This window comes from Agrobacterium sp. 33MFTa1.1, assembly GCF_004328495.1.
In the GTDB taxonomy this organism is placed as follows: domain Bacteria; phylum Pseudomonadota; class Alphaproteobacteria; order Rhizobiales; family Rhizobiaceae; genus Agrobacterium; species Agrobacterium pusense.
Window position 1 is genome coordinate 808,125 of record NZ_CP036358.1, and the last position, 24,581, is coordinate 832,705.

The window sequence follows — 24,581 nt, forward strand, 5'->3', positions numbered from 1 at the left end:
GGATGTTAATTGAGCACAAAAGGAAAGCCCCGGTGCAATGGACCGGGGCTCTTTCGTCTTATTCGTTTGCCGTCACCGTGACGCCGAGCATTTTCGGCAAGGTGTTCGGCGCGCCCATGGCAGCGCCCATGATCATGGGGAAGGGGACCGGCTTTTCCGGCGCTGCCGTGATCGAGAAGTTCTTCGGATCGTCGATATAGGTGTTGATCGCCGCCGACACCATGTTCTGCAATTCGGGAACGTTGAGCGAGGCCATCATGATCGGCGCCATGCCCTTGATGGTCTGTGCAAGCTGGTCGCCCGTCATACCCTGCTGGCTCGCCGCATAATCGATCGCGCGCTTGGTGATGCTGGCGTCTTCGAAGCTGATCTCGGCGTTGACGAAGGAGAGTTGCTGCATCAGGCCGAGCATGGCAAGGCTCGCGGCCTGGTCTGCCTGTTCCTTGTTCGGGTTGGCAGCCTGCGCCTTCACCGTTTCCTGCATCGACTTGATGAAGGCGAGCGTGTAGCCGGAGAAACCGAACGACATGTTCAGGCGGCCGACATCATCGAGGTCGATCGCGTATTCCTCGACATCAACAGTGCCGGAAGCCACTTCCCAGCTGCCGCTCATGGTCATGTCGCCGGAAAGCGCCTGCAGCTTCAGTTTTTCGATTGCATCCTTGGTGGCGGGGTCGGTGACGTCGCTGAGGTCGGCCTTGAAGCCGGAGGCGTCGAGGTCAAAGCCGATCGAGTTCTTGTCGTCGCTGACCGACATCGTCGCACTGGTTTCCTCGAGCGAGAAAGCCTGCTTCCCGTCGACGGACACGGAAATCGGGCCGCTATGGGCTTCGTCGTAGAACATCAGCGCATCGACGGTGCCGGTGGTGGCATCAGCGGGGATGACGAGGCCGGACATGTAGATGTCGCTGGCCTTGATCTCGACCTTGTCCTGCTTGTAGTCGATATTGTCGAAGCGGGCGTTCTTGATCTTGTAGCCGCCGTTGTTTTCCTCGACGCCATCAAGCGTGATATTGCCAACCGGGATTTTCTTGGCCGGGTCGGCAGCGGCACTGAGGGTCACGTCGTTCAGCGTCACCGTCGAGCCGTTGACGGCGACGGAGCCTGCATCAATTTGACCGCCCTGCGCGGCATAGGCCGCATTGATCTTCTTCAGCACATCCCCACCATCCAGCGCGAAAGCCGGCGCGGAAAGGGCAAGAAGCGCGGCGCTCGCAAAAAGAACCTGCCGGGTGGATTTCAGTCTCATGATGTTTCTTCCCTCAACGTACGGCTGCAAACCGAGCCTTAATGCTAATGGTGATACTTATATTCGCTGATAATCAAAGGTCTAGGGTATTTAGATCGATTCCCATGACGGCGGCATTGCGGCATTTGCAGCGCGGTTAACAAAAAACCGCATGGAAGGGCTGGTTTCATCCACAGCCGCGACCCCTGTGTTTCTTGCCGGGAATCGCCATTTCCGCTAGTCAAGCACCATGGGAAAAAATCTTGTACCTCCGTCCGGCGGAGACGATAATATTCATCCGGTCGATTTGAAGGCAGCGCTCGAAGAGCGCTACCTCGCTTACGCCTTGTCCACGATCATGCATCGTGCGCTTCCGGATGTCCGCGACGGCCTGAAGCCGGTCCATCGCCGCATTGTCTATGCGATGAGCGAAATGGGCCTGAGACCCAATTCCGCCTTCCGCAAATGTGCCAAGATTGTCGGTGAGGTGATGGGTAACTACCACCCCCACGGCGACCAGGCGATCTATGATGCGCTGGCGCGTCTGGCGCAGGATTTCTCGCTGCGTTATCCCCTGGTCGACGGGCAGGGCAACTTCGGTAACATTGACGGTGATAGCCCCGCCGCCATGCGTTACACCGAAAGCAAGATGACGGCGGTGGCCGAGCTTCTGCTGGAAGGTATCGGGGAAGACGCGGTCGATTTCCGCGACACCTATGACGAATCCAATTCCGAGCCGGTGGTATTGCCCGGCGCTTTCCCCAATCTGCTGGCGAACGGTGCTTCCGGCATCGCTGTTGGCATGGCGACGTCGATCCCGCCGCACAATGCGCATGAACTGTGTGACGCGGCGCTGTACCTCATCAAACATCCCGATGCGACCGTTGAAAAGCTGGTGGAATTCATTCCCGGTCCCGACCTGCCGACCGGCGGCGTGATCGTTGAAAGCCGCGAGAATATTCTCGATGCCTACAAGACCGGCCGTGGCGGTTTCCGCGTGCGCGCCAAGTGGGAAACGGAAGATCTGGGCCGTGGCGGTTATCAGATCGTCATCACCGAAATTCCGTTCCAGGTGCAGAAATCGCGGCTGATCGAAAAGATCGCCGAGCTGCTTATCGCGCGCAAGTTGCCGCTTCTGGAGGATGTCAGAGACGAATCCGCCGAGGATGTGCGTATCGTTCTGGTGCCAAAGAGCCGCACCGTCGATGCGACGCTGTTGATGGAATCGCTCTTCCGTCTCTCCGATCTTGAGAGCCGCCTGCCGCTCAACATGAACGTGCTGTCGCTCGGCAAGGTGCCGAAGGTGATGGCGCTGAACGAGGTGCTGACGGAGTGGCTGGCGCACCGCAAGGACGTGCTGGTCCGCCGCTCGCGCCATCGTCTGGCGGCAATTGATCGCAGACTGGAAATTCTGGGCGGCCTGCTCGTCGCTTATCTTAATCTTGATGAGGTGATCCGCATCATCCGCGAGGAGGATGAGCCGAAACAGGTGATGATGGCGAAATGGTCGCTGACGGACCTGCAGGCCGAATCCATCCTCAACATGCGGCTGCGCAACCTGCGCAAGCTAGAGGAATTCGAAATCCGCAAGGAATTCGACGAACTGACGAATGAGAAGGCCGAGATCGAAGCGCTGATCGCCTCTGATGACAAACAGTGGCAAACCATCGCCTGGGAAATCGGCGAGGTCAAAAAGAAATATGCCAAGGCGACCGAACTCGGCCGCCGTCGCACGCAGTTTGCCGACGCTCCTGACGCCGATATCGAGGCCATTCAGCAGGCGATGATCGAGAAGGAACCGGTCACCATCGTTATCTCGCAGAAGGGCTGGATCCGGGCGCTGAAGGGTCACATGTCTGACACCTCGACCCTGACCTTCAAGGAAGGCGACGGTCCAAAGCTTGCCTTCCCGGCGCAGACGACCGACAAGCTGCTGCTGCTGACGACGGGTGGCAAGGCCTATACGCTCGGCGCCGACAAGCTGCCGGGCGGACGCGGCCATGGCGAGCCGATCCGCATCATGGTCGATATGGAAAACGATCAGGATGTCCTCACCGCCTTCGTGCATGATCCGTCGCGCAAGCTGCTGCTCGTTTCGACGGCCGGGAACGGCTTCGTCGTGGCGGAAAGCGAAATGGTCGCGAATACCCGCAAGGGCAAGCAGATCATGAACGTATCCATGCCCGATGAGGCCAAGCTCGCGGTTCCCGTTACCGGCGACCACGTCGCTGTCGTCGGCGAAAACCGCAAGCTCCTGGCGTTCCCGCTGGCGCAGGTCCCGGAAATGTCGCGCGGCAAGGGCGTGCGCCTGCAGCGTTACAAGGACGGCGGCGTCGTGGATGTGAAATGTTTCGCGCTTGCCGACGGCCTCAGCTGGTCCGACACGGCCGGGCGTCTCTTCAACAAGGTGGGTGAAGAACTGCGCGAATGGCTTGCCGACCGCGCCACCGCCGGCCGCACCGTGCCGAAGGGCTTTCCGCGCAGCGGGAAATTTGGTGGGTAAAGCCGCCTGGTATTGACAGGTTATCGATGAAGCGCCGCGCATCGGAAAGATGTGCGGCGTTTCTGTCTATTCGAGTGGGATGACGTGGTCCTTGAGGAACAGATATGCGCCGTCCTCATCGATCTCACCTGCCGCGACATCAAGAACAAAAGCCACGATCTCCGCTTGTTCGGCAACGACTTCAAGTCGGTTGATAAAAAGGAAGGTGTAGGCGGCAAGAAAAGCGGTCCGTTTGTTACCGTCGGAAAAGGGATGGTTGCGCGCTATACCGTAAAGATAAGCGGCGGCGAGTTTCAGCGGTTCCTCTTCTCCATAGGCAGCTTTGTGCAATGGACGCGCCAAAGCTGCCTCGAGTGCGTTTTCATCCTTAAGGCCCGGCAAGCCACCATGTTCGGCTAATTGCTCTTGATGTATAACTTCGATGGCGACACGGGAGAGCCACTTTATATTGCTCACTTAGCGAGTTCTCTCAGAGCTTTATGGTATTTTTTCATACCACGCCGGGCGGCTTCAAGCTGTTCTCTCATTTCCGCATGCTCGGGAATGAGTTCGATATTGCCGGCAGTTTCTCTGAGTTCCAGCGCGTCGCCGGCCTTGAGACCCATGCGATCCAGAACTTCCTTCGGAATGAGGATGCCTTCGGAATTGCCGATTTTGCGGATCGTAATGTTCATGGTAGTAACTCCTGTTATAACAGTGGTTATAACATGGCTGAAATTCGTACACAATGTACGATTTCCGGAGGTTCTCGGTATGACACTTCCAAACGCGGGTTACTTATCTTCCGGCGTATAAACCTCCCACCCGCGCGGCGTCAGATGCTCCTGCGGGTGGTAGCGGGTCTTATAGCCCATCTTTTCGGAGCCATCGACCCAATAGCCGAGATAGACGTGTGGCAGGCCGAGCGCACGGGTGCGGGTGATATGATCGATGATCATGTAGGTGCCAAGCGAGCGCTTCTCGAGTTCCGGATTGAAGAAGGAATAGACCATCGACAGGCCGTCGCTCATCACGTCGCTGAGCGCCACGGCGAGAAGCTCGCCGCGTTTGCTGGAATCGATGCCGGAGCCGGGCTCGCGGACGCGGTATTCGATGATGCGGGTGTTCACATGTGTGTCTTCCACCATGATCGCATAATCCAGCGCCGACATGTCGGACATGCCGCCAGACTGGTGCCGGTGGTCGAGGTAGCGGCGAAACAGGGCAAACTGTTCGGTGGAAGGCTCGGCCGCATGCACCGTGGCGACGACATCCTTGTTGGCGGCAAGAACGCGTCGCATCGATTTTGTCGGTTGAAACTGCTCGGTCAGGATCCGCACGGATACACAGGCGCGGCAGTTTTCGCAGGCCGGACGATAAGCGATGTTCTGCGAGCGCCTGAAACCGCCCTGGGTCAGAAGGTCGTTCATTTCCGAGGCGCGCGGGCCAACCAGATGGGTGAAGACCTTCCGCTCCATCTGGTTCGGCAGATAGGGGCAGGTGGCCGGCGCCGTAAGATAGAATTGTGGAGAGGGCGTCGCCTGCGTGTTCATCGAACCGTGATCGCCTCCTGCGTCTGTTATAAAGCGCGCCGCGATTTCACGGGGCTGACGGCGGCGCTTCAAGCGACATGCATAATGTCACAGAATGGCAAAATGACGGAAAACGTCAACTGCGGGATGAGGTATTTGGCGGGGTGAAAGCCACGTTTCCGTGGCTTTCCGTAATATTAGCGTGTTCTGACGATGACGGTGCCGAGCAGGAAGTCGTGAACGAGGCGCGAGCGCTCCGTAAACAGGCCGGCAAGCAGGATCAGCGGCGTCAAAACCGAGTTGATGACCCAGAAAAGCACGATGTGAACGGTGGACAGCAGGAAATCGATTCGCCGCCCGTCCATGCGCGCCATCGCAATACCCATCGCCCGCATACCGGGGGTGGCCTGCGACGGGCCTCCGAGCGTCATGCCGAAATAGAGTACCGCAACGATAATGAAGAGCGAAGGCAGGAGAATGAAGCCGAGACCCAGCGTGATAATGCCGAGAAAGATGACAATCACGGCGGCCGGGATGCACAGGAGGAGAACGATTGCGTAATCGATCAGGAACGCAAAGACCCGTCGGCTCAGGACGCCGCTATAGGCGCGCCAGTCATCCGGTGCGGCATAGGTGGGGTTCTGGTCGAGGCTCATCGGTCGTTTTCTCCTGAAGGAACTGACAGCTCGGCATGAGTGCCGTGTCAGCAACAATATGGGTAAGGAACCACCGAATACAATAAGCGCTGGCCTTAGCCCCTGTTGAGTTTGTGTGCGGCTTCGATGGCGAAATAAGTCAGAATGCCGTCGCAACCTGCACGCTTGAAACAGAGAAGCGTTTCCATCATCACCCGCTCGCCGTCGATCCAGCCGTTCATCGCCGCAGCCTTGATCTGGGTATATTCGCCGGAGACCTGATAGGCAAAGGTCGGCAGGCCGAAATTCTCCTTCAGCCGCCAGCAGATGTCGAGATAGGGCAGGCCGGGCTTGACCATCAGCATGTCCGCGCCTTCTTCCACATCGAGCGCCGCGTCGCGGATGGCCTCCATGCCGTTGGCAGGGCTGATGTAGTAGCTTGCCTTGTCGCCCTTCAGCAGGCCGGCGGTGGAAATCGCCTCGCGATAGGGGCCGTAATAGCCGGATGAGAACTTTGTCGCATAGGCCATGATCCCGACATTCTGGTGCCCGGCCGCATCAAGGCCGCGGCGGATGGCGCCGATACGGCCGTCCATCATCTCAGAAGGAGAAATAATGTCCGATCCGGCTTCCGCCTGCAGGATCGCCGCCTTGACGACCTGTTCCACGGTCTCATCGTTGACGATCTCGTTGCCGCGCAGAATGCCGTCATGCCCGTGGCTGGTGAATGGGTCGAGCGCCACGTCGGTGATCATGCCAATATTGGGAACGGCTTTCTTGACGGCGGCAGTCGCCTGATTGATGAGGTTATTGGCCTCAAGCGCGTTCGAGCCGGTCTCGTCCCGCAATTCCATCTCGACATTCGGGAAGGTGGCGATTGCCGGAATGCCGAGATCGGCGGCTTCCTTCGCCGCTTCGACCAGTCTGTCGACGCTCATGCGGTTGACGCCAGGCATCGCCGGAATGGGCTCCAGAATATTGCTGCCCGGCACGATGAAGACCGGCCAGATCAGGTCGTCCACAGTGAGGCGGCTTTCCTGTACCAGACGGCGCGTCCAATCCGCCTTGCGATTGCGACGCATGCGGCGATGGCCGGTGATTTCGTCGACCAGGTGGGTTTTGTCCTGCATGTCAGAATGTCCTTCGATCAAATTTGGAAGGCTGCATACCATGAAGCGCGGCGCATGCGAATGCGACAATCTTCCCTCATTGCCGTCCGGCAATGACGATGATGCTTTGACAAGGCAGGCGGCGGAATTCAGTATGGGCTGGTCGCCCGTTCGTCGAGACCGTATCTTCCGGCCATGGAACCTGATTCTCAACCTCTGCCGAAGCGCCCGCTCACTGAAATCCTGTTTCTGGTCTTCATGAGGCTGGTCGCGGTTTCGTGTTTCTGGTTCGGGCTGCAATATTGGGCAATGCTGACGGGCTATTCTCTGGGCGGTCACGGCAGGTTCGATATGCTGAACCTGCCCTGGCGTGTGGCCGGCAGCGCGCTTGCCGTCATTTTCCCGGTCGCCGCCCTCGGCCTTTGGCTCGGCGCCTCCTGGGGCGCTGTCATGTGGGTGATGGGCGCGGGCACGCAGATCGCGATGTACAAGGTGTGGCCCCACATCTTCGGCGCCAACACGCTGGTGCCCGTCATGCACGGTCTCGTGGCAACCATTTATATACTATTCCTGGTCGCTTTCTGGCTGGATCAGCGGCAGAATGAAGAACGGGCAAGAATTGATTTACCATAAGAATAAAGCAATTCGGCCTGATTTGCGGCCGAATTTCATATCTAACCCATTGATTTATAACGATCGCCTGTCAGGCATTCCCGCTTCGCCACAAGTTGGGGCCTCCAGGCAAAATGCAGGTAACCATTTGTTAATCGTAGCTTTTAAGTAGAATTTTATGCGCATTGATTAGGTTCTCACTCAAGGCGGGAGACAAACAAACACACCGCCAAACAAAACAGTGAGGCAGTCATGATCAATAGCAAAGTTAAGCCCCAGGCCGTTGTTGCCGATGCACATGAAGATACCATCCGCTCGCTCTACATGGAGTCGCTGCATCTGGTGGAACGTCTCCACCGCCGTCTCCTCGATGTCATCAAGGATGAGTTCGACCGCCAGGGTCGCGATGACGTCAACGCCGTTCAGGCCCTGCTGCTGTTCAACATCGGCAATTCTGAACTGACCGCCGGCGAGCTTCGTTCGCGTGGTTATTATCTCGGCTCAAACGTTTCCTACAACGTCAAGAAGCTGGTCGACCTTGGTCTCATCAACCACCAGCGCTCTCGCGTCGATCGCCGCTCGGTTCGCATCAGCCTGACCGAAAAGGGCCAGGAAATCGCCGAAACGGTTGCCCGCCTTTATGAACGCCACGTCGGCTCGATCGAAAAGGTCGGCGGCATCGGCACCGGTGAGTTCTCCGAAATGAACAAGCTGCTGCAGCGCCTCGATCGCTTCTGGAACGACTCGATCGCTTACCGCCTGTAATGCCGCGACGGTTTCACTGTTTAGGCCGGGGGCATTCTTGCTCCCGGCCTGCGGATTCGGCGGCTACATCTCTGCCGTTTCTTCATGTCAAGCCCAACCTGCAAAGCTCGTAGGAACCCTGTTTTGTGGGGCATACACAGCTTCGTGAGAAATGGCCCGTGACACGAATTGGCCATATTGATATGGGACCCGCAAAGCTTGAGGAGCCGGCTGTTTCTCCTGCTGTCGCGGCAAGTCCCGACCGTTCTGCCAGACAATAGCGCCCAGGCGATGGGTGTCGAGTATTCCAGGCCGGCAGGCACGTTGTACGTGTTTGTTAATCATATTGATTTAGGCATTATAGAGAATGCCGAATAGAGTGGCTGGTAGGTAGAATGACAAAGACATCCGTTTCCAATTCCGTATCGCGCCGCACGCTTCTGCGCTCGGCCGTTTCCGCTGGTGTCGCCGCGCTCGCTGCGCCGGCCTTGGCGCAGGACGCGCTTAACGATCTCATGGGTTCCTCGCGCCGCGGCAACTGGGATGACCAGTTCGACGCCAATACGTCGCGTTCGGCTGTGGGCGTCGTTTCCAACAATCCGGTCCTCGGCCGCGAAGCCCCCGTCTATATGCAGCAGGCGATCATGCAATATCAGCAGATCGTGCAGAATGGCGGCTGGCCGGAAGTTCCGGCGTCGCAGCAGCGTCTGCAGATCGGCGTCTCCGATCCCTCCGTTCAGGCACTGCGCCAGCGACTGATGGTATCGGGCGACCTGCCGCGTGAAGCCGGCATTTCCAGCGCCTTCGACTCCTATGTCGATGGCGCGCTGAAGCGTTTCCAGGCCCGTCATGGCCTTCCGGCTGACGGCGTCAGCGGCGAATATACCACCAAGGCTCTCAATGTGTCCGCGCAGATCCGTCTCGCGCAGCTGCAGACCAACCTCGTGCGCATCCAGTCCATGTCCGGCGATCTCGGACAGCGTCACCTGATGGTGAACATTCCGGCCGCCGCCATTGAAGCCGTTGAAAACGAACGCGTCGTGCTGCGCAACACTGCCGTTGTCGGCCGCGCCAGCCGTCCGACGCACGTTATCAATTCGAAGATTTACGAGGTCATCCTCAACCCCTATTGGACCGCACCGCGCTCGATCGTCGAAAAGGACATCGTGCCGCTGATGCAGAAGGATCCGACCTATCTGGAGCGGAACAATATCCGCCTTATCGACGGCAAGGGACAGGAAGTCTCGCCGACCACGGTCGACTGGTTCGCGCCGAAAGCGCCGAACCTGATGTTCCGCCAGGACCCCGGCAAGATCAACGCCATGTCCTCGACGAAGATCAACTTCCACAATCCGAACAACGAATACATGCACGACACGCCGCAGCAGGGCCTGTTCAACAAGCTGATGCGCTTCGAGTCCTCCGGTTGCGTCCGCGTGCAGAACGTGCGCGACCTGACGTCGTGGCTGCTGCGCGATACGCCCGGCTGGTCGCGCCAAGAAATGGAACGCGTCATTGCCTCGCGCGTCAACACGCCGATCAAGCTCGCACAGGAAGTGCCCGTCTACTTCGTCTACATCACCGCATGGTCGGCGAAGGACGGCGTGGTTCAGTTCCGCGACGATATCTACGGCAAGGACGGCAATGCCGAACTGGCGCTGAACACGACGGCGGGCATGGAACAGCCGGCCGGTGCCGTGGACGACGATCTGCTGCCGCGCAACTGATCGGGCATTGCTGTCAGTTTCTTATCACGAATGAAGGCCGCGCTTCGCCGAGTACGGCGTAGCCTCATACGCCGTCACCCCGGACCTGATCCGGGGTCCAGTGCGATCAAGTCCTTGATCGCGAGAGAGTCCTTTCACGGCGCAGACGCGCCGTGGCTGGATGCCGGATCTAGTCCGGCATGACGGGAGCAAAGCTTGTCGCCTTTCCTCACAAGTCTGATCCTCCCGCTGCGTGCGGCTTTTTCTCCTCTCATCGCTGCCTTCATAAAAACAACTGCCACTTTTCGTCGCGACGTCGCAGTTTGACGGGCAAATCTCGCTCTCCGTATTGCTCTTGTTCGGGCAGGGCGCTAAGACGCCATCGCATTACTGTTTCAGGAGCCTTCACCATGTCGAACACAGATGCTTTCTTCTCCAGTCCGCTTGCCGATGTCGATCCGGAAATTTTCGGCGCGATCGAGAAGGAACTGGGCCGCCAGCGCCACGAGATCGAACTGATTGCCTCGGAAAACATCGTTTCCCGTGCAGTGCTCGAAGCACAGGGTTCGATCATGACGAACAAATATGCGGAAGGTTATCCGGGCAAGCGTTATTACGGCGGCTGCCAGTTCGTCGACATTGCTGAAGAACTCGCCATCGAACGCGCCAAGAAGCTGTTCGGCGTCAACTTCGCCAACGTTCAGCCGAATTCCGGCTCGCAGATGAACCAGGCCGTGTTCCTCGCGCTGCTGCAGCCGGGCGACACCTTCATGGGTCTCGATCTGAATTCGGGAGGTCACCTGACGCATGGTTCCCCGGTCAACATGTCCGGCAAGTGGTTCAACGTCGTGTCCTACGGCGTGCGCGAAGGCGATAACCTGCTCGATATGGACGAAGTGGAGCGCAAGGCCAAGGAACATAAGCCGAAGCTCATTCTCGCCGGCGGCACCGCCTATTCGCGCGTGTGGGACTGGAAGCGCTTCCGCGAAATCGCTGACGAAGTCGGCGCTTACCTCATGGTCGACATGGCTCACATCGCCGGTCTCGTGGCTGGTGACCAGCACCCGTCGCCGTTCCCGCACTGCCACGTCGCAACCACGACGACGCACAAGTCCCTGCGCGGCCCGCGCGGTGGCATGATCCTCACCAACGACGAGGATCTGGCGAAGAAGTTCAACTCCGCCGTCTTCCCCGGCCTGCAGGGCGGCCCGCTGATGCACGTCATCGCCGCCAAGGCTGTTGCCTTCGGTGAAGCGCTGAAGCCCGAGTTCAAGGATTATGCCGCACAGGTCGTGAAGAACGCCAAGGCGCTGGCCGAAACCCTGGTTGAAGGCGGTCTTGATGTCGTTTCCGGCGGTACCGACAACCACCTGATGCTGGTCGACCTTCGCAAGAAGAACGCCACCGGCAAGCGTGCGGAGGCAGCCCTTGGTCGCGCCTACATCACCTGCAACAAGAACGGCATTCCCTTCGACCCGGAAAAGCCCTTCGTTACCTCTGGTGTCCGTCTCGGCACGCCGGCCGGCACGACGCGCGGTTTCAAGGAAGCGGAATTCCGCGAAATCGGCAAGCTGATCGTTGAGGTTCTCGATGGTTTGAAGGTCGCTAATTCGGATGAAGGCAATGCCTCCGTCGAGGCTGCGGTGCGTGAAAAGGTCGTCGGCCTGACGGACCGTTTCCCGATGTATCCGTACATGTAAGGAAAGAAGACGATGCGCTGCCCATTCTGCGGTTCCGAAGACACACAGGTCAAGGACTCGCGTCCGGCGGAGGACAACACCTCCATCCGCCGGCGGCGCATCTGCCCGGATTGCGGCGGCCGTTTTACGACCTATGAGCGCGTGCAACTGCGCGAGCTGATGGTCATCAAGAAAAGCGGCCGCAAGCTTCCTTTCGACCGCGAAAAGCTGGTGCGCTCGTTCGAGATCGCGCTGCGCAAGCGGCCGGTTGATCGAGACCGGATCGAACGCGCCGTGTCGGGCATTGCCCGTCGCCTCGAAAGCTCCGGCGAGACGGAAATTCCCTCGGAAGAAATCGGTCTTCAGGTTTTGGAAGCACTGAAAAGCCTCGATGACGTCGCCTTCGTTCGTTATGCTTCGGTCTATCGCGATTTCAGCCATGCCGAGGATTTCGAGAACGTGATTGCCGAAATCAACGCCAAGATCGCGCGCGATACCGACGCTGGAGCATAGACGTGATGAGCCGTGCCGATGACGAAAGGTTCATGGCGCGGGCCATCGAGGTTTCGCTTCGCCACCAGGGCCAGACGCTGACCAACCCCTCGGTCGGCTGTGTTCTCGTCAAGGACGGACAAATCATCGCCGAGGCCGTGACCGCCATCGGCGGACGCCCCCACGCCGAACGCCAGGCGCTGGAACTGGCCGGAGAGACGGCACGCGGCGCGACCGCCTACGTGACGCTCGAACCCTGTTCACACTGGGGCAAAACCCCGCCCTGCGCCAACGCGCTGGTGGAATATGGCGTTGCCCGTGTCGTGGTCGCGGTGGACGATCCGGATGAGCGCGTCTCCGGCCGTGGTTATCAGATATTGCGCGATGCTGGTATCGTGGTGGAAACCGGTCTGCTGCGTGCCGAAGCCCAACGGGCGCTCGCCGGTTACCTCACAAGACAGGTAAAGAAAAGACCGCATGTGATTCTGAAGCTTGCGGTTTCTGCTGACGGAATGATCGGCAGGCAAGGTGAGGGGCAGATTGCCATTACCGGCCCTGAGTCACGCCATGCAGTGCACCAACTTCGGGCGCGCTGCGACTGCATTCTCGTTGGTATCAGGACCGCTATCGCGGATGATCCTGAGCTGACCGTGCGCATTGCCGGTTTGGAAAACCGCTCGCCTGTGCGGATCGTGCTGGATCGGCAATTTGAATTGCCATTGACGTCGAAACTGGTGCGGAGTGCGCGGGAAGTTCCGGTGGTGGTTGCCGCTTTACCCCCCTCTGCCCTGCCGGGCATCTCCCCCTCAAGGGGGGAGATCGATGGAGCGCTGCTTCGCCCTGCATCGACGGCTGGAGAGGGTGCCTATAGGGCACAATTTGAACGAGCGGACAGCCCCTTGCCAATCTCCCCCCTTGAGGGGGAGATGCCCGGCAGGGCAGAGGGGGGTAACCTCGACCTCCGCCGCCAACTCCTGACCAACGCCGGCGTCGAAATCCTCGAAGCCCCCACGTTCGAAAACCTCCTCCACATCCTTGCCGAAAGCGGCATGTCGGAACTTCTGGTTGAAGGCGGCGCCTTTGCCGCAAAATCATTCCTTGAAGCTGGATTGGTGGATCGTATCATGCTGTTTGAAAGCCCCGTCGTGATCGGCAAGGGCGGCATTGAAACGCCGCTCAGCCGTGCCGACATCAAGGGCGACTATGCTCTGATCAGTGAAACCACCTACGGGCCGGATCGCTGCTTTAATTATGAAAGGCCGATTTGATGTTTACCGGAATTGTCACCGACGTCGGAACCGTTTCCGAGCTGGAAGCTCTGGCCGAAGGCGTGCGTCTGCGGGTGGCTACAAATTACGACCCCAAGACCATCGATATGGGCGCGTCCATCTCCCATGGCGGCGTCTGCCTGACGGTGACGAGACTGCCTGATGATGGCAGCAATGAGCGTTGGTACGAGGTCGAGGCCTGGGAAGAGGCGCTGCGCCTGACGACGATTGCCAGCTGGCAAAAGGGCACGCACGTCAACCTGGAGCGGGCGCTCAAGATCGGCGATGAGCTTGGCGGTCACATCGTTTCCGGCCATGTGGACGGCAAGGCGGAAATCCTGTCGGTTGAGCCGGAGGGCGAGGCTGTGCGCATCCGCCTGCGCGCGCCGGAACATCTGGCGAAATTCGTTGCCCCCAAGGGCTCCGTGGCGCTCGACGGCACATCGCTCACCGTGAACGCCGTTGATGGCACCGATTTCGACGTGCTGTTGATCCGCCACACGCTTTCCGTCACCACCTGGGGTGAGCGCCAGACGGGCGATTTCGTCAATTTCGAGGTCGACACCATGGCGCGTTACGCCGCGCGGCTTGCGGAATTCCCCTCGGCGTAATGTGACGATGCTTTGGAGAGGAGGACGCACCGACGCCTCCTCCGTCATTCCGGCCTCGAGCCGGAATCCAGTCACCCAAGTCTTTGGGCTGAAAGAACTTTTCCCGCCGCGCAGACGCGCGTCGACTGGATTCCGGCTCAAGGCCGGAATGACGGAAAGGGGAGTGGCCAACACCTGAAATCGCGGCCTATAGCAATTGTTCTCAAGCACCCGCTTCCGATGAAGCTGGAAACGCTATAGGACTTTTGGGCCGTTTGAAATCGATCGCGAGCCAAACGGGGTAGGGGAAATACATCATGCCTTCCTTCGAACTGCTGACCGCCTTTTTCATAACCACCGCCCTGTTCGCCTATATCCCCGGTCCGGCCATGCTTTACGCGGCGGCGCAGACCATGGCGCGCGGCCGGTTTGCCGGGTTGATGGCAGTGCTCGGCATCCATGTCGGCTGCTATGTCCACATCTTCGCCTCTGCGGCCGGTCTCTCGGTGTTGTTTCAGGCGGTTCCGTGGCTCTATCTCGCCGTGAAGCTCTGTGGCGCGCTTTATCTCGTCTGGCTCGGCTTCTCGATGTTGCGCAGCAAGATGGAAGGCGAGGCGGTCAATCTGACCATCGAGCCGAAATTGGCACGCCGCGCCTTCATCGACAGCATCATCGTTGATATACTCAACCCGAAGACAGCGCTGTTCTTTCTGGCTTTCCTGCCGCAATTCGTCGATCCGGCCGCCGCCTTTCCCGTCTGGCTGCAGTTCCTGATCCTTGGCATCGCCGTCAATTTCATTTTCTCCTCCGCCGATCTCGTCGGCGTGCTTGTGGCAGGCGCAATGGTCGGGCGCTTGAAGCGTTCGAGAGCGGTGCAGATGCTTGTCCGCCGTGCTGCCGGAACGGTGCTGATGGGGCTCGGCGTCCATCTCGCTTTCCAGAAAACCTGAGTCACGGGGAGCCGCGCCGGGAGCGCAAAACCCGGCCAAATGCCCTGCAAACGCGGCCGCTTGCGCCGTCGACACATGAAATTACTTGCCAAAAACGGCCAGCCGTGGTTTGACCGCCGCAAAAGCCGGTATGATCCGGCATCAAGCTTTTCAGGAAATATCATGTCCAAACCCCATCTTCTTATCGTGGAAGCACGTTTTTATGACGATATGGCGGATGCCCTTCTTGAAGGCGCGAAGTTCGCGCTCGATGAAGCCGGCGCCACCTATGACGTCATCACCGTTCCCGGCGCGCTCGAAATCCCGGCCGCCATCGCCATGGCGCTTGATGGCGCCGACAATGACGGCACCGAATATGACGGTTTTGTCGCACTCGGCATGGTCATTCGTGGTGAGACCTATCACTTCGATATCGTCGCCAACGAATCTTCCCGCGCCCTGATGGATCTGGCCGTCAGCGAATCGCTGCCGATCGGCAACGGCATCCTCACCGTCGAGAACGACGAGCAGGCCTGGGCGCGCGTGCGCCGCTCCGACAAGGATAAGGGTGGTTTCGCTGCCCGTGCGGCGCTCACGATGATCGAGTTGAAGAAAAAACTGGGTGGCTGAACGCATGTCTAATGTGGAAAATGGCGGTGAACCGCGCCAGCCTTCGGTAAAGCCCGCCAATCAGCGCGGCGCAGCCCGCCTTGCGGCCGTGCAGGCGCTTTATCAGATGGATGTCGGCGGAACCGGCGTTATGGAAGTCGTCGCTGAATATGAAGCGCATCGTCTCGGCCAGGAAGTCGATGGCGATACCTATCTCAAGGCCGACCCGTCGTGGTTCCGTTCGATCGTCTCGGGCGTCGTGCGTGACCAGACGAAGATCGACCCGCTGGTGCGCTCCGCCCTTCTAGAAGACTGGCCGCTGTCGCGACTCGATGCCACCGTCCGCGCTATCCTGCGTGCAGGAACTTTCGAGATTCTCGAGCGCAAGGACGTGCCGGTCGCCGTCATTGTCACGGAATATGTTGAAATCGCCCGCGCTTTCTTCGAGCATGACGAGCCGAAGCTGGTGAATGCGGTTCTTGACCGCATTGCCAAGCAGGTGCGCGGCGAGGCAAAACGCTGAACTAAAAGCAGATGAGGAAGAGATGAGCGCCGTTTCCGTCCCCGGACTTGAAGGTCAACTGGACGAGGCGAAGCGCAACGTCTTCCTCCTCACCATGGCGCAGGCGATCATGGGATCGGCCGCGCCCATGAGCTTTTCCGTCGGCGCGCTCGCAGGGTACCAACTGCTTGGCGCCGACAAGTCGCTGGCGACCGCACCGCTTACCGGGTTTAATATCGGTGTGGCGCTTGGCGCGATCTGCGTGGCGGCCGCATCCCGTTTCCTCGGTCGCAAGGCTGGCTTCATGGTCGGCGCACTGATGTGCTCGATCGGCGGCGGAGTTGCTGCGGTCGCGCTCTTCCGGTCGGATTTCTGGCTTTTTGCCGTCGGCCTGCTGCTGATCGGCATTTCCGGCGGCTTTACGCAGAAGATCCGATTTGCCGCAGCCGACGCATCGCCGTCCTTCTACAAACCCAAGGCTATCTCCTGGATACTTGCGGGCGGTATCATCTCCGCCATTGTCGGACCGCAGCTCGCCATCTTCGGCAAGGACCTGCTGGCGCCGGTCACCTTTGCCGGCGCTTTCATGGCGCTCGTGCCATTGGGGCTCGTTTCGATCGCCATTCTGGCGTTTTTGAAGTTGCCCGATCCCAAGGCCGCCACCCATGTTGAATCGGCAAGGCCGCTTTCTGAAATCGTCCGCACGCAGCGTTTCGTCACCGGCATGATCTGCGGCATCGGCTCTTATGCGCTGATGACCTTCATGATGACCGGCGCACCGCTTGCCATGGTGGTCGGCTGCGGTTTCCCGACCGAACTCGCCACGCTCGGCATCCAGTGGCACGTCCTTGCCATGTTCGGTCCGAGTTTCTTCACCGGGATGCTGATTTCCCGGTTCGGCGCGGAAAAGATTGTCGCTTCCGGCCTCATCGTGCTGATGGCCTGTGCCATCGTCGCCCACATGGGCATCGAATTGTGGAATTTCTGGACGGCGCTGATTCTGCTCGGGCTTGGCTGGAATTTCGGTTTCATCGGCGCGACCGCCATCATCACGTCAAGTTACCGCCCGCATGAAGCGGACAAGGTGCAGGGATTTCACGATATCGTGCTGTTCGGCACGGTTGCCCTGTCATCCTTCTCCTCCGGCAAGGTCTTCACGGCATGGGGCTGGTCGGTCATGAACCTCGTCATCTGGCCCGTTTCAGGGCTTTGCCTCCTGCTGGTGCTGTCGCTCATCTTCACGGCACGCAGAAAAGCGGCCTCAGTCGCATAGCCGGCGCTACGCCTTTCAAGTTTCAGGCAAATTTGTGGGCTTGACGCGAGACGTCGCGCCAACGCAATCTCCCGTCGAGGACATTTTTCCTTGGGAGGGGAACAAATGCCCAATAGGGGACTTCGGACAGGCCGTCCGCGTCCCGCTGCACATGGTTTCGCCACGCCGGGGTGGGAGTGAGGCCCGGCCTTTTGGGAGGTAAGTGCGCATGACCGTAATACCCATAGTCATTTTATGCGGTGTCCTGTCCGTGGTTTACGCGGTATGGGCAACCAAGAGCGTCCTCGATGCCGATCAGGGCAACGAGCGCATGCGTGAAATAGCAGGTTATATCCGTGAAGGTGCGCAAGCTTATCTCACCCGCCAATATCTCACCATCGCCATCGTCGGCCTGATCGTCGCCGTTCTGGCCTGGTATCTCCTGTCATCCATGGCCGCGATCGGTTTCATCATCGGTGCCGTCCTTTCAGGTGTTGCCGGTTTCGTCGGCATGCATGTGTCCGTCAGGGCCAATCTGCGTACGGCGCAGGCCGCGTCACACAGCCTGTCCGCCGGACTCGACATCGCGTTCAAATCAGGCGCCATTACCGGCATGCTGGTGGCGGGCCTCGCGCTGCTCGGCGTATCCATCTATTATTTCATCCTCACCTCGGTGATGGGCCATGCGCCCGGCTCGCGGGAAGTGATCGATGCGCTGGTGTCGCTCGGATTCGGCGCGTCGCTGATCTCCATCTTCGCGCGTCTCGGCGGCGGCATCTTCACAAAGGGCGCCGATGTCGGCGGCGATCTCGTCGGCAAGGTCGAGGCGGGCATTCCTGAGGATGACCCGCGCAACCCCGCAACCATCGCCGACAATGTCGGCGACAACGTCGGTGACTGCGCCGGCATGGCGGCCGATCTTTTCGAGACCTATGCCGTTTCGGTGGTGGCCACCATGGTTCTCGCCGCGATCTTCTTTGCGGGAACGCCGGTACTCGAAAGCGCAATGGTCTATCCGCTGGCGATCTGCGGCGCCTGCATCCTGACCTCGATTGCCGGCACCTTCTTCGTGAAGCTCGGCACCAACAATTCCATCATGGGCGCGCTGTACAAGGGCCTCATCGCCACCGGTATCTTTTCCGTCGCGGGTCTTGCCGTCGCCACTTATGCGACGATCGGCTGGGGGACGGTGGGCACGGTGGCCGGCACGGAAATCACCGGCACCAATCTCTTCCTGTGCGGCCTTGTCGGTCTCGTCGTGACGGCGCTGATCGTCGTCATTACCGAATATTATACCGGCACCAACAAGCGCCCGGTCAATTCCATCGCCCAGGCCTCGGTGACGGGCCACGGCACCAACGTCATCCAGGGGCTTGCCGTTTCGCTCGAATCGACCGCATTGCCGGCCATCGTCATCGTCGGCGGCATCATCGGCACCTACCAGCTCGGTGGCCTGTTCGGCACCGGTATTGCCGTTACCGCCATGCTTGGTCTCGCCGGCATGATCGTCGCGCTCGATGCCTTCGGGCCGGTCACGGACAATGCCGGCGGCATTGCTGAAATGGCTGGTCTTGATCCAGACGTTCGCAAGGCGACAGACGCGCTGGATGCTGTCGGCAATACCACGAAAGCCGTGACCAAGGGTTATGCCATCGGCTCAGCCGGTCTCGGCGCGCTGGTTCTGTTCGCCGCCTATGCCAACGACCTTTCCTATTTCGCAGCCAACGGCGACACCTATCCCTACTTCAAGGATATAGGCGAGATTTCCTTCAGCCTCGCCAACCCTTACGTGGTTGCCGGCCTGCTGTTCGGCGGCCTCATTCCTTATCTCTTCGGCGGCATTGCCATGACGGCGGTGGGCAAGGCGGCAGGCGCCATCGTTGAGGAAGTCCGTCGCCAGTTCCGCGAAAAACCCGGCATCATGGCCGGCACGGAAAAGCCTGACTACGGCAAGGCCGTGGACCTGCTCACCAGGGCGGCGATCAGGGAAATGGTCATCCCGTCGCTTCTGCCGGTTCTGGCGCCTCTCGTGGTCTATTTCGGTGTGCTGCTGATTTCCGGTTCCAAGGCCTCGGCCTTTGCCGCACTCGGCGCATCACTGCTCGGTGTCATCATCAATGGCCTCTTCGTGGCGATTTCCATGACGTCAGGCGGCGGCGCATGGGATAACGCCAAGAAGAGCTTCGAAGACGGTTTCGTCGACAAGGACGGCGTACGCCACGTCAAGGGTTCGGAGGCGCACAAGGCATCGGTCACGGGTGATACCGTAGGCGATCCCTATAAGGATACCGCGGGTCCGGCGGTCAACCCGGCCATCAAGATTACCAATATCGTGGCGCTGCTGCTGCTGGCGGTTCTCGCCCACTGAAGGCTACCGTTTCGACAAATTGAAAAGGCCCGGGGAGCGATCCCCGGGCCTTTGAATTTTCCGTTCCTGCTGAGGTCAGGGCGTATTGCCGCCCTGGCCGAGAATGCTCTTGGCGATATTGGCGCCCGAGGTGCCGCCGGAAAGCAGCTGCTGCAGGAAGGTGAGGTCCTTGCCGCCTGTCGGCGTGGTGCGCGAAATCGTGTCGAAGACCTTGCCGTCCTGCAGCGTGTAGTTGGCCTTGCGCTCGATGACGCCGTCCTTGTTGAAATAAATGGCGAGAATGTTCTGTTCGACCAGCGACGGCTTCATGAAGGCCGCACGGCGCACACGCTTCTGCGAGATGTAATAGAACACTTCATTGCCGAAGGTCGCGGTCGTGGAGGGCGTGCCCATGGTCAGGAGAACCTGCTCACGGCTCGAGCCTTCCGGGATCAGCTGGAGCGACTGCTCGTCCATGACATAGCCGTTATGGAATACATCTGTCGTGCTGGTGCAGGCGGAAAGCAGGCTGGATGCGAGCACGATTGCGATGGCGGTCTTGCTCAGAATTTTGCCGTGACTTGCGGATTTCTGCTTGCTCAACTGCTTTTCCCCGACTGCGATCATGAATGGCACCTTCCGGCATTGCGTGGTGCACAGTGTCTGTGCACATGATTGTGTCAATCCGGGGACGGAAAATCCCGATCACCCCCCAAATTCAATGCTTTCCCGGCCTTTTGGAACTCCTCCGGTTCTCTTCGACTGTTTCAGCGCAAAGACGAACGTGACCGCGACAGCATTGCAATTCGTGGATGCTTCGGTAAACCAGCTTTGACGATCATGCAACAAGTGCGATGGGCGGTAAGCGCATTCACCCGTCCCGTTCGGAAAAAAAACGATGATATTCGGGCTGTTCAAGAAGAAAAACAACAATCGCGCCATAGTTGACAGGCAATATGCGACCTTGACGGCAGCAGCCCGCACACCCGAATTTTATCTCGATCTCGGGGTACCGGACACTGTAATGGGCCGTTTCGAGATGCTGTCAGTCATGATGATTCTCTATTTCCGCCGCACCAAATCCTCCGGTGTCAGCGGGCAGGAGATTGCCCAGGAGATTGTCGACGCCTTCTTTCAGGACCTTGATCACTCCATCCGTGAGCTTGGCATTGGCGATCAGGGCGTGCCAAAACGCATGAAGAAATTCGCCGGCATGTTTTATGGCCGTCTCGAATCCTACGCGGCGGCGCTGGATACGTCCGACCTTGCGGCCCTTGCCGCGGCACTCCGGCGCAATATATATCCGCAGGCAAACGAGAACGCGCCGGCGCTGGATGGGCTGGCGGGCTGGATGATGGAGGCTTCTTCCGTCCTTGCCGCCTGTTCCGAAGAAACAATTGCAACCGGAAGCCTGACGCTGCCCTTGCCTGGACGATGAGGTTCACATGAACGCGCGACACGCCGCAAATGACGACCTGCCTTTCTCCTATCCCGTGAAGGTAGGCCATATTTCCGCCAATCCCGTCAGGATTGGTCTCGAAGCCGATGCCGAGGAGCTCAAGGCGCTGGCGAAATTCTGGGACGTGGTTTCCGTCGAATATCTGAAGGCAGAGCTGCAGGTATCCCGCTGGAAGAAGGATGGCGTGAAGGTAAAAGGCGAGGTGCATGCGGCCGTGACCCAGTCCTGCGTCGTGACGCTGGAGCCGGTGTCGAGCAAGATCGACGAGACTGTCGAGCAGATTTTCGTGCCGGAAGGTTCGAAACTGGCGCGGATGGTCACGAACGAAGAAGGCGAAATCGTGCTCGATCCCGATGGTCCCGACATTCCCGATCAGTTCACCGGCGACAGCATCGATGTCGGCGCTGTCGTTGCCGAATTTGCCGCCCTTGCCATCGATCCCTATCCGCGCAAACCGGATGCGGCGTTCCCCGAAACGGCCGAAAAAGAACCTGAAGAAGAGAAGCGGCCATCGCCCTTTGCCGTGCTGAAAGATTGGAAAAAAGACTGAATGGCCCAGCCGGGCTGAAATAATTTTATTGTAACGAAGGCCGGAAAAGGTATTTTCGCGCAAAATCCGCTTGATTGGCGGCAAGTAAGGATAAGGGACGAGTGATCAGAATTGCAATTGACGTCATGGGCGGCGATTTCGGCCCAGATGTTGCCATCCCGGGTGCCGCCAAGGCGCTCGAACGGCACAACGATGTAACTTTTCTGCTCTACGGGCAGAAGAGCAAATGCGACCCCATTCTGGCACAATATCCCGCACTTCGGGAAAAGTCGGTCTTTCACGATTGTGAAGTCTCTGTCAGCATGGACGAGAAGCCCAGCCAGGCGCTGCGCCGCGGCCGCTACGTCTCCAGCATGTGGCGCGCCATTGAGGCCGTGAAACTCGGCGAGGCTGACGTCGCCGTTTCCGCCGGCAATACCGGTGCGCTGATGGCCATGGCGAAATTCTGTCTGCGCACCATGGCGCGGGTGGAACGCCCGGCAATCGCCGGTATCTGGCCGACACTGAAGGGCGAAAGCATCGTGCTCGACATAGGCGCGACGATCGGCGCCGACTCCCAGCAGCTTCTGGATTTCGCCCTCATGGGCGGCGCCATGGCGCGCGCGCTCTTCGATATCGACCGTCCGACGGTCGGCCTGCTCAATGTCGGCGTCGAGGAGGTGAAGGGTCAGGAAGAGGTTCGCGAGGCCGGACGGCTGATCCGCGAGGCAGATCTCGGCACCATCGATTATCGCGGTTTCGTCGAAGGTGACGATATCGGCAAGGGCACGGTTGATGTCGTGGTGACCGAAGGTTTCACCGGCAATATCGCGCTGAAAGCGGCCGAAGGCACCGCCCGCCAGATCAGCACGTTGCTGCGTGAGGCGATCTCCCGCAGCTTCTTCGCCAAGATCGGTTATGTTCTCGCAAAGAGCGCCTTCGACGTGCTGCGTGAAAAGATGGATCCGCGCAAGGTCAATGGCGGCGTGTTTCTCGGCCTGAACGGCATTGTCATCAAGAGCCATGGCGGTACGGATGCCATCGGTTTTGCTTCCGCCGTCGATGTCGGCTACGACATGGTTCATAACGGCCTGACGGCCAAGATAGAAAACGATCTCAAGATTTACCACGCAAGACGGCTTCCGCCCCCGGCGCCCGAAGCACTCGTGGCTGACGAGGAATAACGGAATGATCCGCTCTATAGTTCGTGGTTTCGGGGCAGCGCTGCCGAAGCGTGTGATGACCAACAGCGAAATCGAAGGCGTCGTGGAGACGTCAGACGAATGGATCGTGCAGCGAACCGGCATCAAGCAGCGCTACATCGCCGGCGAAGGTGAAACCACCGCGTCTCTCGGCGAAGCGGCGGCGCGTGCGGCTCTCGACAATGCCGGTCTGACGCCCGACGATATCGATCTCATCATCCTGGCCACCTCGACGCCGGATAACACCTTCCCCGCGACGGCAGTGAACATCCAGAACCGCCTCGGCATGACCCACGGCTTCGCCTTCGACATGCAGGCTGTCTGCTCGGGCTTTGTCTATGCCGTCTCTACCGCCGACCTCTATGTTCGAGGCGGCATGGCCAAGCGCGTTCTTGTAATCGGCTCCGAGACCTTTTCGCGCATTCTTGACTGGAAGGACCGCACCACCTGCGTTCTCTTCGGCGATGGCGCCGGCGCGCTTGTTCTGGAGGCTGGGGAAGGCGAGGGTACCTCTGCCGATCGCGGTATCCTGACGGCGCAGCTGCGTTCCGACGGTTCGCACAAGGAAAAGCTCTATGTCGATGGCGGGCCCTCAACAACGGGCACGGTCGGTCATCTGCGCATGGAAGGCCGTGAAGTGTTCAAACACGCCGTCGGCATGATCACCGACGTGATTGAACAGGCATTCGAAGCCACGGGCACCACGGCAGACGATCTGGACTGGCTCGTTCCGCATCAGGCCAACAAGCGCATCATCGACGGATCGGCGAAAAAGCTCAACATCGACCCGGAAAAGGTCGTCATTACCGTCGATCAGCATGGCAATACCTCCGCGGCCTCCATTCCGCTGGCGCTTGCCGTTGCCGCAGGTGATGGCCGCATCAAGAAGGGCGATCTTGTCATGCTGGAGGCCATGGGCGGCGGTTTCACCTGGGGTGCGGTGTTGCTGCGCTGGTAAAGGCGCGATTTCAGCGTTTGCCGGGGCGGTGAAGCGAAATCCGCTGTGATTTTCGCGCTCACGCCCCGATAAGGCGCGTCTTGACGGCTCGGCCTGTGTCAAAACCGTATCAGTTGCTCTAAGCCCTTGCAGCGATTGCCGAAAGCCGCAAATGAATCTGGAACAGTCCCTTGACCGGCCGCCACAAGGGAAATAATCTCGGCGTCTCCTAGAGAAGAATTCAGACACGGTTTGTGGGGAAAAATGGCCGGGAAGACAGTGACACGCGCAGATCTTGCAGAATCTGTGTTTCGTAAAGTCGGGCTGTCCCGCACCGAATCCGCTGAGCTGGTCGAAACGATTATCGACGAAATATGCAACGCGATCACCCGCGGCGAAGTCGTCAAGCTCTCCTCTTTCGCGACGTTTCAGATCAGGGAAAAGAACGAGCGCATTGGCCGCAACCCGAAGACGGGGGAGGAAGTTCCGATTTCCCCACGTCGCGTCATGACCTTCAAGGCTTCGAATGTATTGAAGCAGCGCATTCTGAAAGCGCATACCGCCCGTAAAGCCAAGCAGAAGGGCCAGAAGTCCGGTACGTAAGCCTTCGCGCGAAGCAGCGCCATGGCGCGGTTTTGCGCCTCCGTAAGCCCTTTTTCCCATTCTTCCTGTGAACATGCTTGAATTTCAACGCGCAAGCCGTTGAAATCCGGTCGACTCACATCATAATCAATTTTA

At 59.2% G+C, this 24,581-nt stretch carries 25 protein-coding genes; 18 read left to right on the forward strand and 7 right to left on the reverse strand.

Features of this window, described 5'->3' with window-relative positions; genetic code table 11:
- Positions 1-58 precede the first annotated feature (58 nt).
- The gene (locus EYD00_RS04090) at positions 59-1,249 is read right to left on the reverse strand and encodes an aq_1923 C-terminal domain (RefSeq protein ID WP_004441154.1); all 1,191 of its coding nucleotides are present in this window, start codon (positions 1,247-1,249) and stop codon (positions 59-61) included.
- 229 nt (positions 1,250-1,478) lie between these two features.
- On the opposite strand from EYD00_RS04090, the gene parC reads away from it, so the two are divergent.
- Positions 1,479-3,731: a DNA topoisomerase IV subunit A gene (gene parC / locus EYD00_RS04095; RefSeq protein ID WP_004441156.1), complete on the forward strand. Its 2,253-nt coding sequence runs from the start codon at positions 1,479-1,481 to the stop codon at positions 3,729-3,731.
- 66 nt (positions 3,732-3,797) lie between these two features.
- On the opposite strand, the gene EYD00_RS04100 is transcribed toward parC, so the two are convergent.
- The 5 genes from EYD00_RS04100 to hemB all read right to left on the reverse strand — a co-directional run bounded on the left by EYD00_RS04100 (position 3,798) and on the right by hemB (position 7,007).
- Positions 3,798-4,187 (reverse strand): type II toxin-antitoxin system death-on-curing family toxin, encoded by a 390-nt coding sequence (locus EYD00_RS04100; RefSeq protein ID WP_004441159.1) that lies wholly within the window; start codon positions 4,185-4,187, stop codon positions 3,798-3,800.
- The gene (locus EYD00_RS04105) at positions 4,184-4,405 is read right to left on the reverse strand and encodes an AbrB/MazE/SpoVT family DNA-binding domain-containing protein (protein WP_004441162.1); all 222 of its coding nucleotides are present in this window, start codon (positions 4,403-4,405) and stop codon (positions 4,184-4,186) included. The genes EYD00_RS04100 and EYD00_RS04105 overlap by 4 nt, the downstream gene beginning before the upstream one ends.
- Positions 4,406-4,504: 99 nt before the next feature.
- Positions 4,505-5,263, reverse strand: coding sequence for an arginyltransferase (locus EYD00_RS04110; protein ID WP_004441164.1), 759 nt, complete (start codon positions 5,261-5,263; stop codon positions 4,505-4,507).
- Positions 5,264-5,439: 176 nt separating this feature from the next.
- Positions 5,440-5,898, reverse strand: coding sequence for an RDD family protein (locus EYD00_RS04115; protein WP_004441165.1), 459 nt, complete (start codon positions 5,896-5,898; stop codon positions 5,440-5,442).
- A 95-nt stretch (positions 5,899-5,993) separates the two neighbouring features.
- Positions 5,994-7,007: a porphobilinogen synthase gene (gene hemB, locus EYD00_RS04120; RefSeq protein WP_004441167.1), complete on the reverse strand. Its 1,014-nt coding sequence runs from the start codon at positions 7,005-7,007 to the stop codon at positions 5,994-5,996.
- Positions 7,008-7,181: 174 nt separating this feature from the next.
- On the opposite strand from hemB, the gene EYD00_RS04125 reads away from it, so the two are divergent.
- From EYD00_RS04125 to EYD00_RS04180, 12 genes are all read left to right on the forward strand, one after another.
- On the forward strand, positions 7,182-7,619 hold the full coding sequence (locus EYD00_RS04125; protein ID WP_006700200.1) for a DUF6163 family protein: 438 nt from the start codon (positions 7,182-7,184) through the stop codon (positions 7,617-7,619).
- 234 nt (positions 7,620-7,853) lie between these two features.
- Positions 7,854-8,363 (forward strand): transcriptional regulator LdtR, encoded by a 510-nt coding sequence (gene ldtR, locus EYD00_RS04130; RefSeq protein ID WP_026363448.1) that lies wholly within the window; start codon positions 7,854-7,856, stop codon positions 8,361-8,363.
- Positions 8,364-8,737: 374 nt separating this feature from the next.
- Entirely contained in the window at positions 8,738-10,069 is a 1,332-nt protein-coding gene (locus EYD00_RS04135; RefSeq protein WP_004441170.1) for a L,D-transpeptidase family protein, read from the forward strand.
- Between the two features lie 389 nt (positions 10,070-10,458).
- Complete coding sequence (glyA, locus tag EYD00_RS04140) at positions 10,459-11,748, forward strand: serine hydroxymethyltransferase (RefSeq protein ID WP_004441171.1); 1,290 nt, start codon at positions 10,459-10,461, stop codon at positions 11,746-11,748.
- 12 nt (positions 11,749-11,760) lie between these two features.
- Positions 11,761-12,240: a transcriptional regulator NrdR gene (nrdR, locus tag EYD00_RS04145; protein ID WP_003512508.1), complete on the forward strand. Its 480-nt coding sequence runs from the start codon at positions 11,761-11,763 to the stop codon at positions 12,238-12,240.
- A gap of 2 nt (positions 12,241-12,242) precedes the next feature.
- Complete coding sequence (ribD, locus tag EYD00_RS04150; protein ID WP_034495789.1) at positions 12,243-13,487, forward strand: bifunctional diaminohydroxyphosphoribosylaminopyrimidine deaminase/5-amino-6-(5-phosphoribosylamino)uracil reductase RibD; 1,245 nt, start codon at positions 12,243-12,245, stop codon at positions 13,485-13,487.
- Positions 13,487-14,098: a riboflavin synthase gene (locus EYD00_RS04155; protein ID WP_004441174.1), complete on the forward strand. Its 612-nt coding sequence runs from the start codon at positions 13,487-13,489 to the stop codon at positions 14,096-14,098. Before ribD ends, EYD00_RS04155 begins: the two co-directional genes overlap by 1 nt.
- Positions 14,099-14,394: 296 nt before the next feature.
- Positions 14,395-15,027 (forward strand): LysE family translocator, encoded by a 633-nt coding sequence (locus tag EYD00_RS04160; RefSeq protein ID WP_004441175.1) that lies wholly within the window; start codon positions 14,395-14,397, stop codon positions 15,025-15,027.
- Between the two features lie 162 nt (positions 15,028-15,189).
- A complete protein-coding gene (ribH, locus tag EYD00_RS04165; protein WP_004441178.1) occupies positions 15,190-15,636 on the forward strand; it encodes a 6,7-dimethyl-8-ribityllumazine synthase in 447 nt (148 codons plus the stop codon).
- A gap of 4 nt (positions 15,637-15,640) precedes the next feature.
- The gene (gene nusB / locus EYD00_RS04170; protein ID WP_004441180.1) at positions 15,641-16,138 is read left to right on the forward strand and encodes a transcription antitermination factor NusB; all 498 of its coding nucleotides are present in this window, start codon (positions 15,641-15,643) and stop codon (positions 16,136-16,138) included.
- Between the two features lie 22 nt (positions 16,139-16,160).
- Positions 16,161-17,390 carry an MFS transporter gene (locus tag EYD00_RS04175; protein ID WP_022555986.1) on the forward strand — a complete coding sequence of 410 codons (1,230 nt, stop codon included), beginning with the start codon at positions 16,161-16,163 and terminating at the stop codon, positions 17,388-17,390.
- A 208-nt stretch (positions 17,391-17,598) separates the two neighbouring features.
- On the forward strand, positions 17,599-19,737 hold the full coding sequence (locus tag EYD00_RS04180) for a sodium-translocating pyrophosphatase (RefSeq protein WP_004441182.1): 2,139 nt from the start codon (positions 17,599-17,601) through the stop codon (positions 19,735-19,737).
- A gap of 75 nt (positions 19,738-19,812) precedes the next feature.
- On the opposite strand, the gene EYD00_RS04185 is transcribed toward EYD00_RS04180, so the two are convergent.
- Positions 19,813-20,343, reverse strand: a complete 531-nt coding sequence (locus tag EYD00_RS04185; RefSeq protein ID WP_004441184.1) for an outer membrane protein assembly factor BamE — start codon at positions 20,341-20,343, stop codon at positions 19,813-19,815.
- Between the two features lie 271 nt (positions 20,344-20,614).
- Here EYD00_RS04185 and EYD00_RS04190 point away from each other — a divergent pair, with 271 nt between their 5' ends.
- From EYD00_RS04190 to EYD00_RS04210, 5 genes are all read left to right on the forward strand, one after another.
- The gene (locus tag EYD00_RS04190; protein WP_004441188.1) at positions 20,615-21,154 is read left to right on the forward strand and encodes a ubiquinol-cytochrome C chaperone family protein; all 540 of its coding nucleotides are present in this window, start codon (positions 20,615-20,617) and stop codon (positions 21,152-21,154) included.
- Positions 21,155-21,161: 7 nt separating this feature from the next.
- Positions 21,162-21,725 carry a YceD family protein gene (locus EYD00_RS04195; protein ID WP_006697939.1) on the forward strand — a complete coding sequence of 188 codons (564 nt, stop codon included), beginning with the start codon at positions 21,162-21,164 and terminating at the stop codon, positions 21,723-21,725.
- Between the two features lie 101 nt (positions 21,726-21,826).
- Entirely contained in the window at positions 21,827-22,888 is a 1,062-nt protein-coding gene (gene plsX / locus EYD00_RS04200) for a phosphate acyltransferase PlsX (protein WP_004441191.1), read from the forward strand.
- Positions 22,889-22,892: 4 nt separating this feature from the next.
- Entirely contained in the window at positions 22,893-23,864 is a 972-nt protein-coding gene (locus EYD00_RS04205) for a beta-ketoacyl-ACP synthase III (RefSeq protein ID WP_004441193.1), read from the forward strand.
- A 243-nt stretch (positions 23,865-24,107) separates the two neighbouring features.
- Positions 24,108-24,446 (forward strand): integration host factor subunit alpha, encoded by a 339-nt coding sequence (locus tag EYD00_RS04210; protein ID WP_006697942.1) that lies wholly within the window; start codon positions 24,108-24,110, stop codon positions 24,444-24,446.
- The last annotated feature ends 135 nt before the right edge of the window (positions 24,447-24,581 follow it).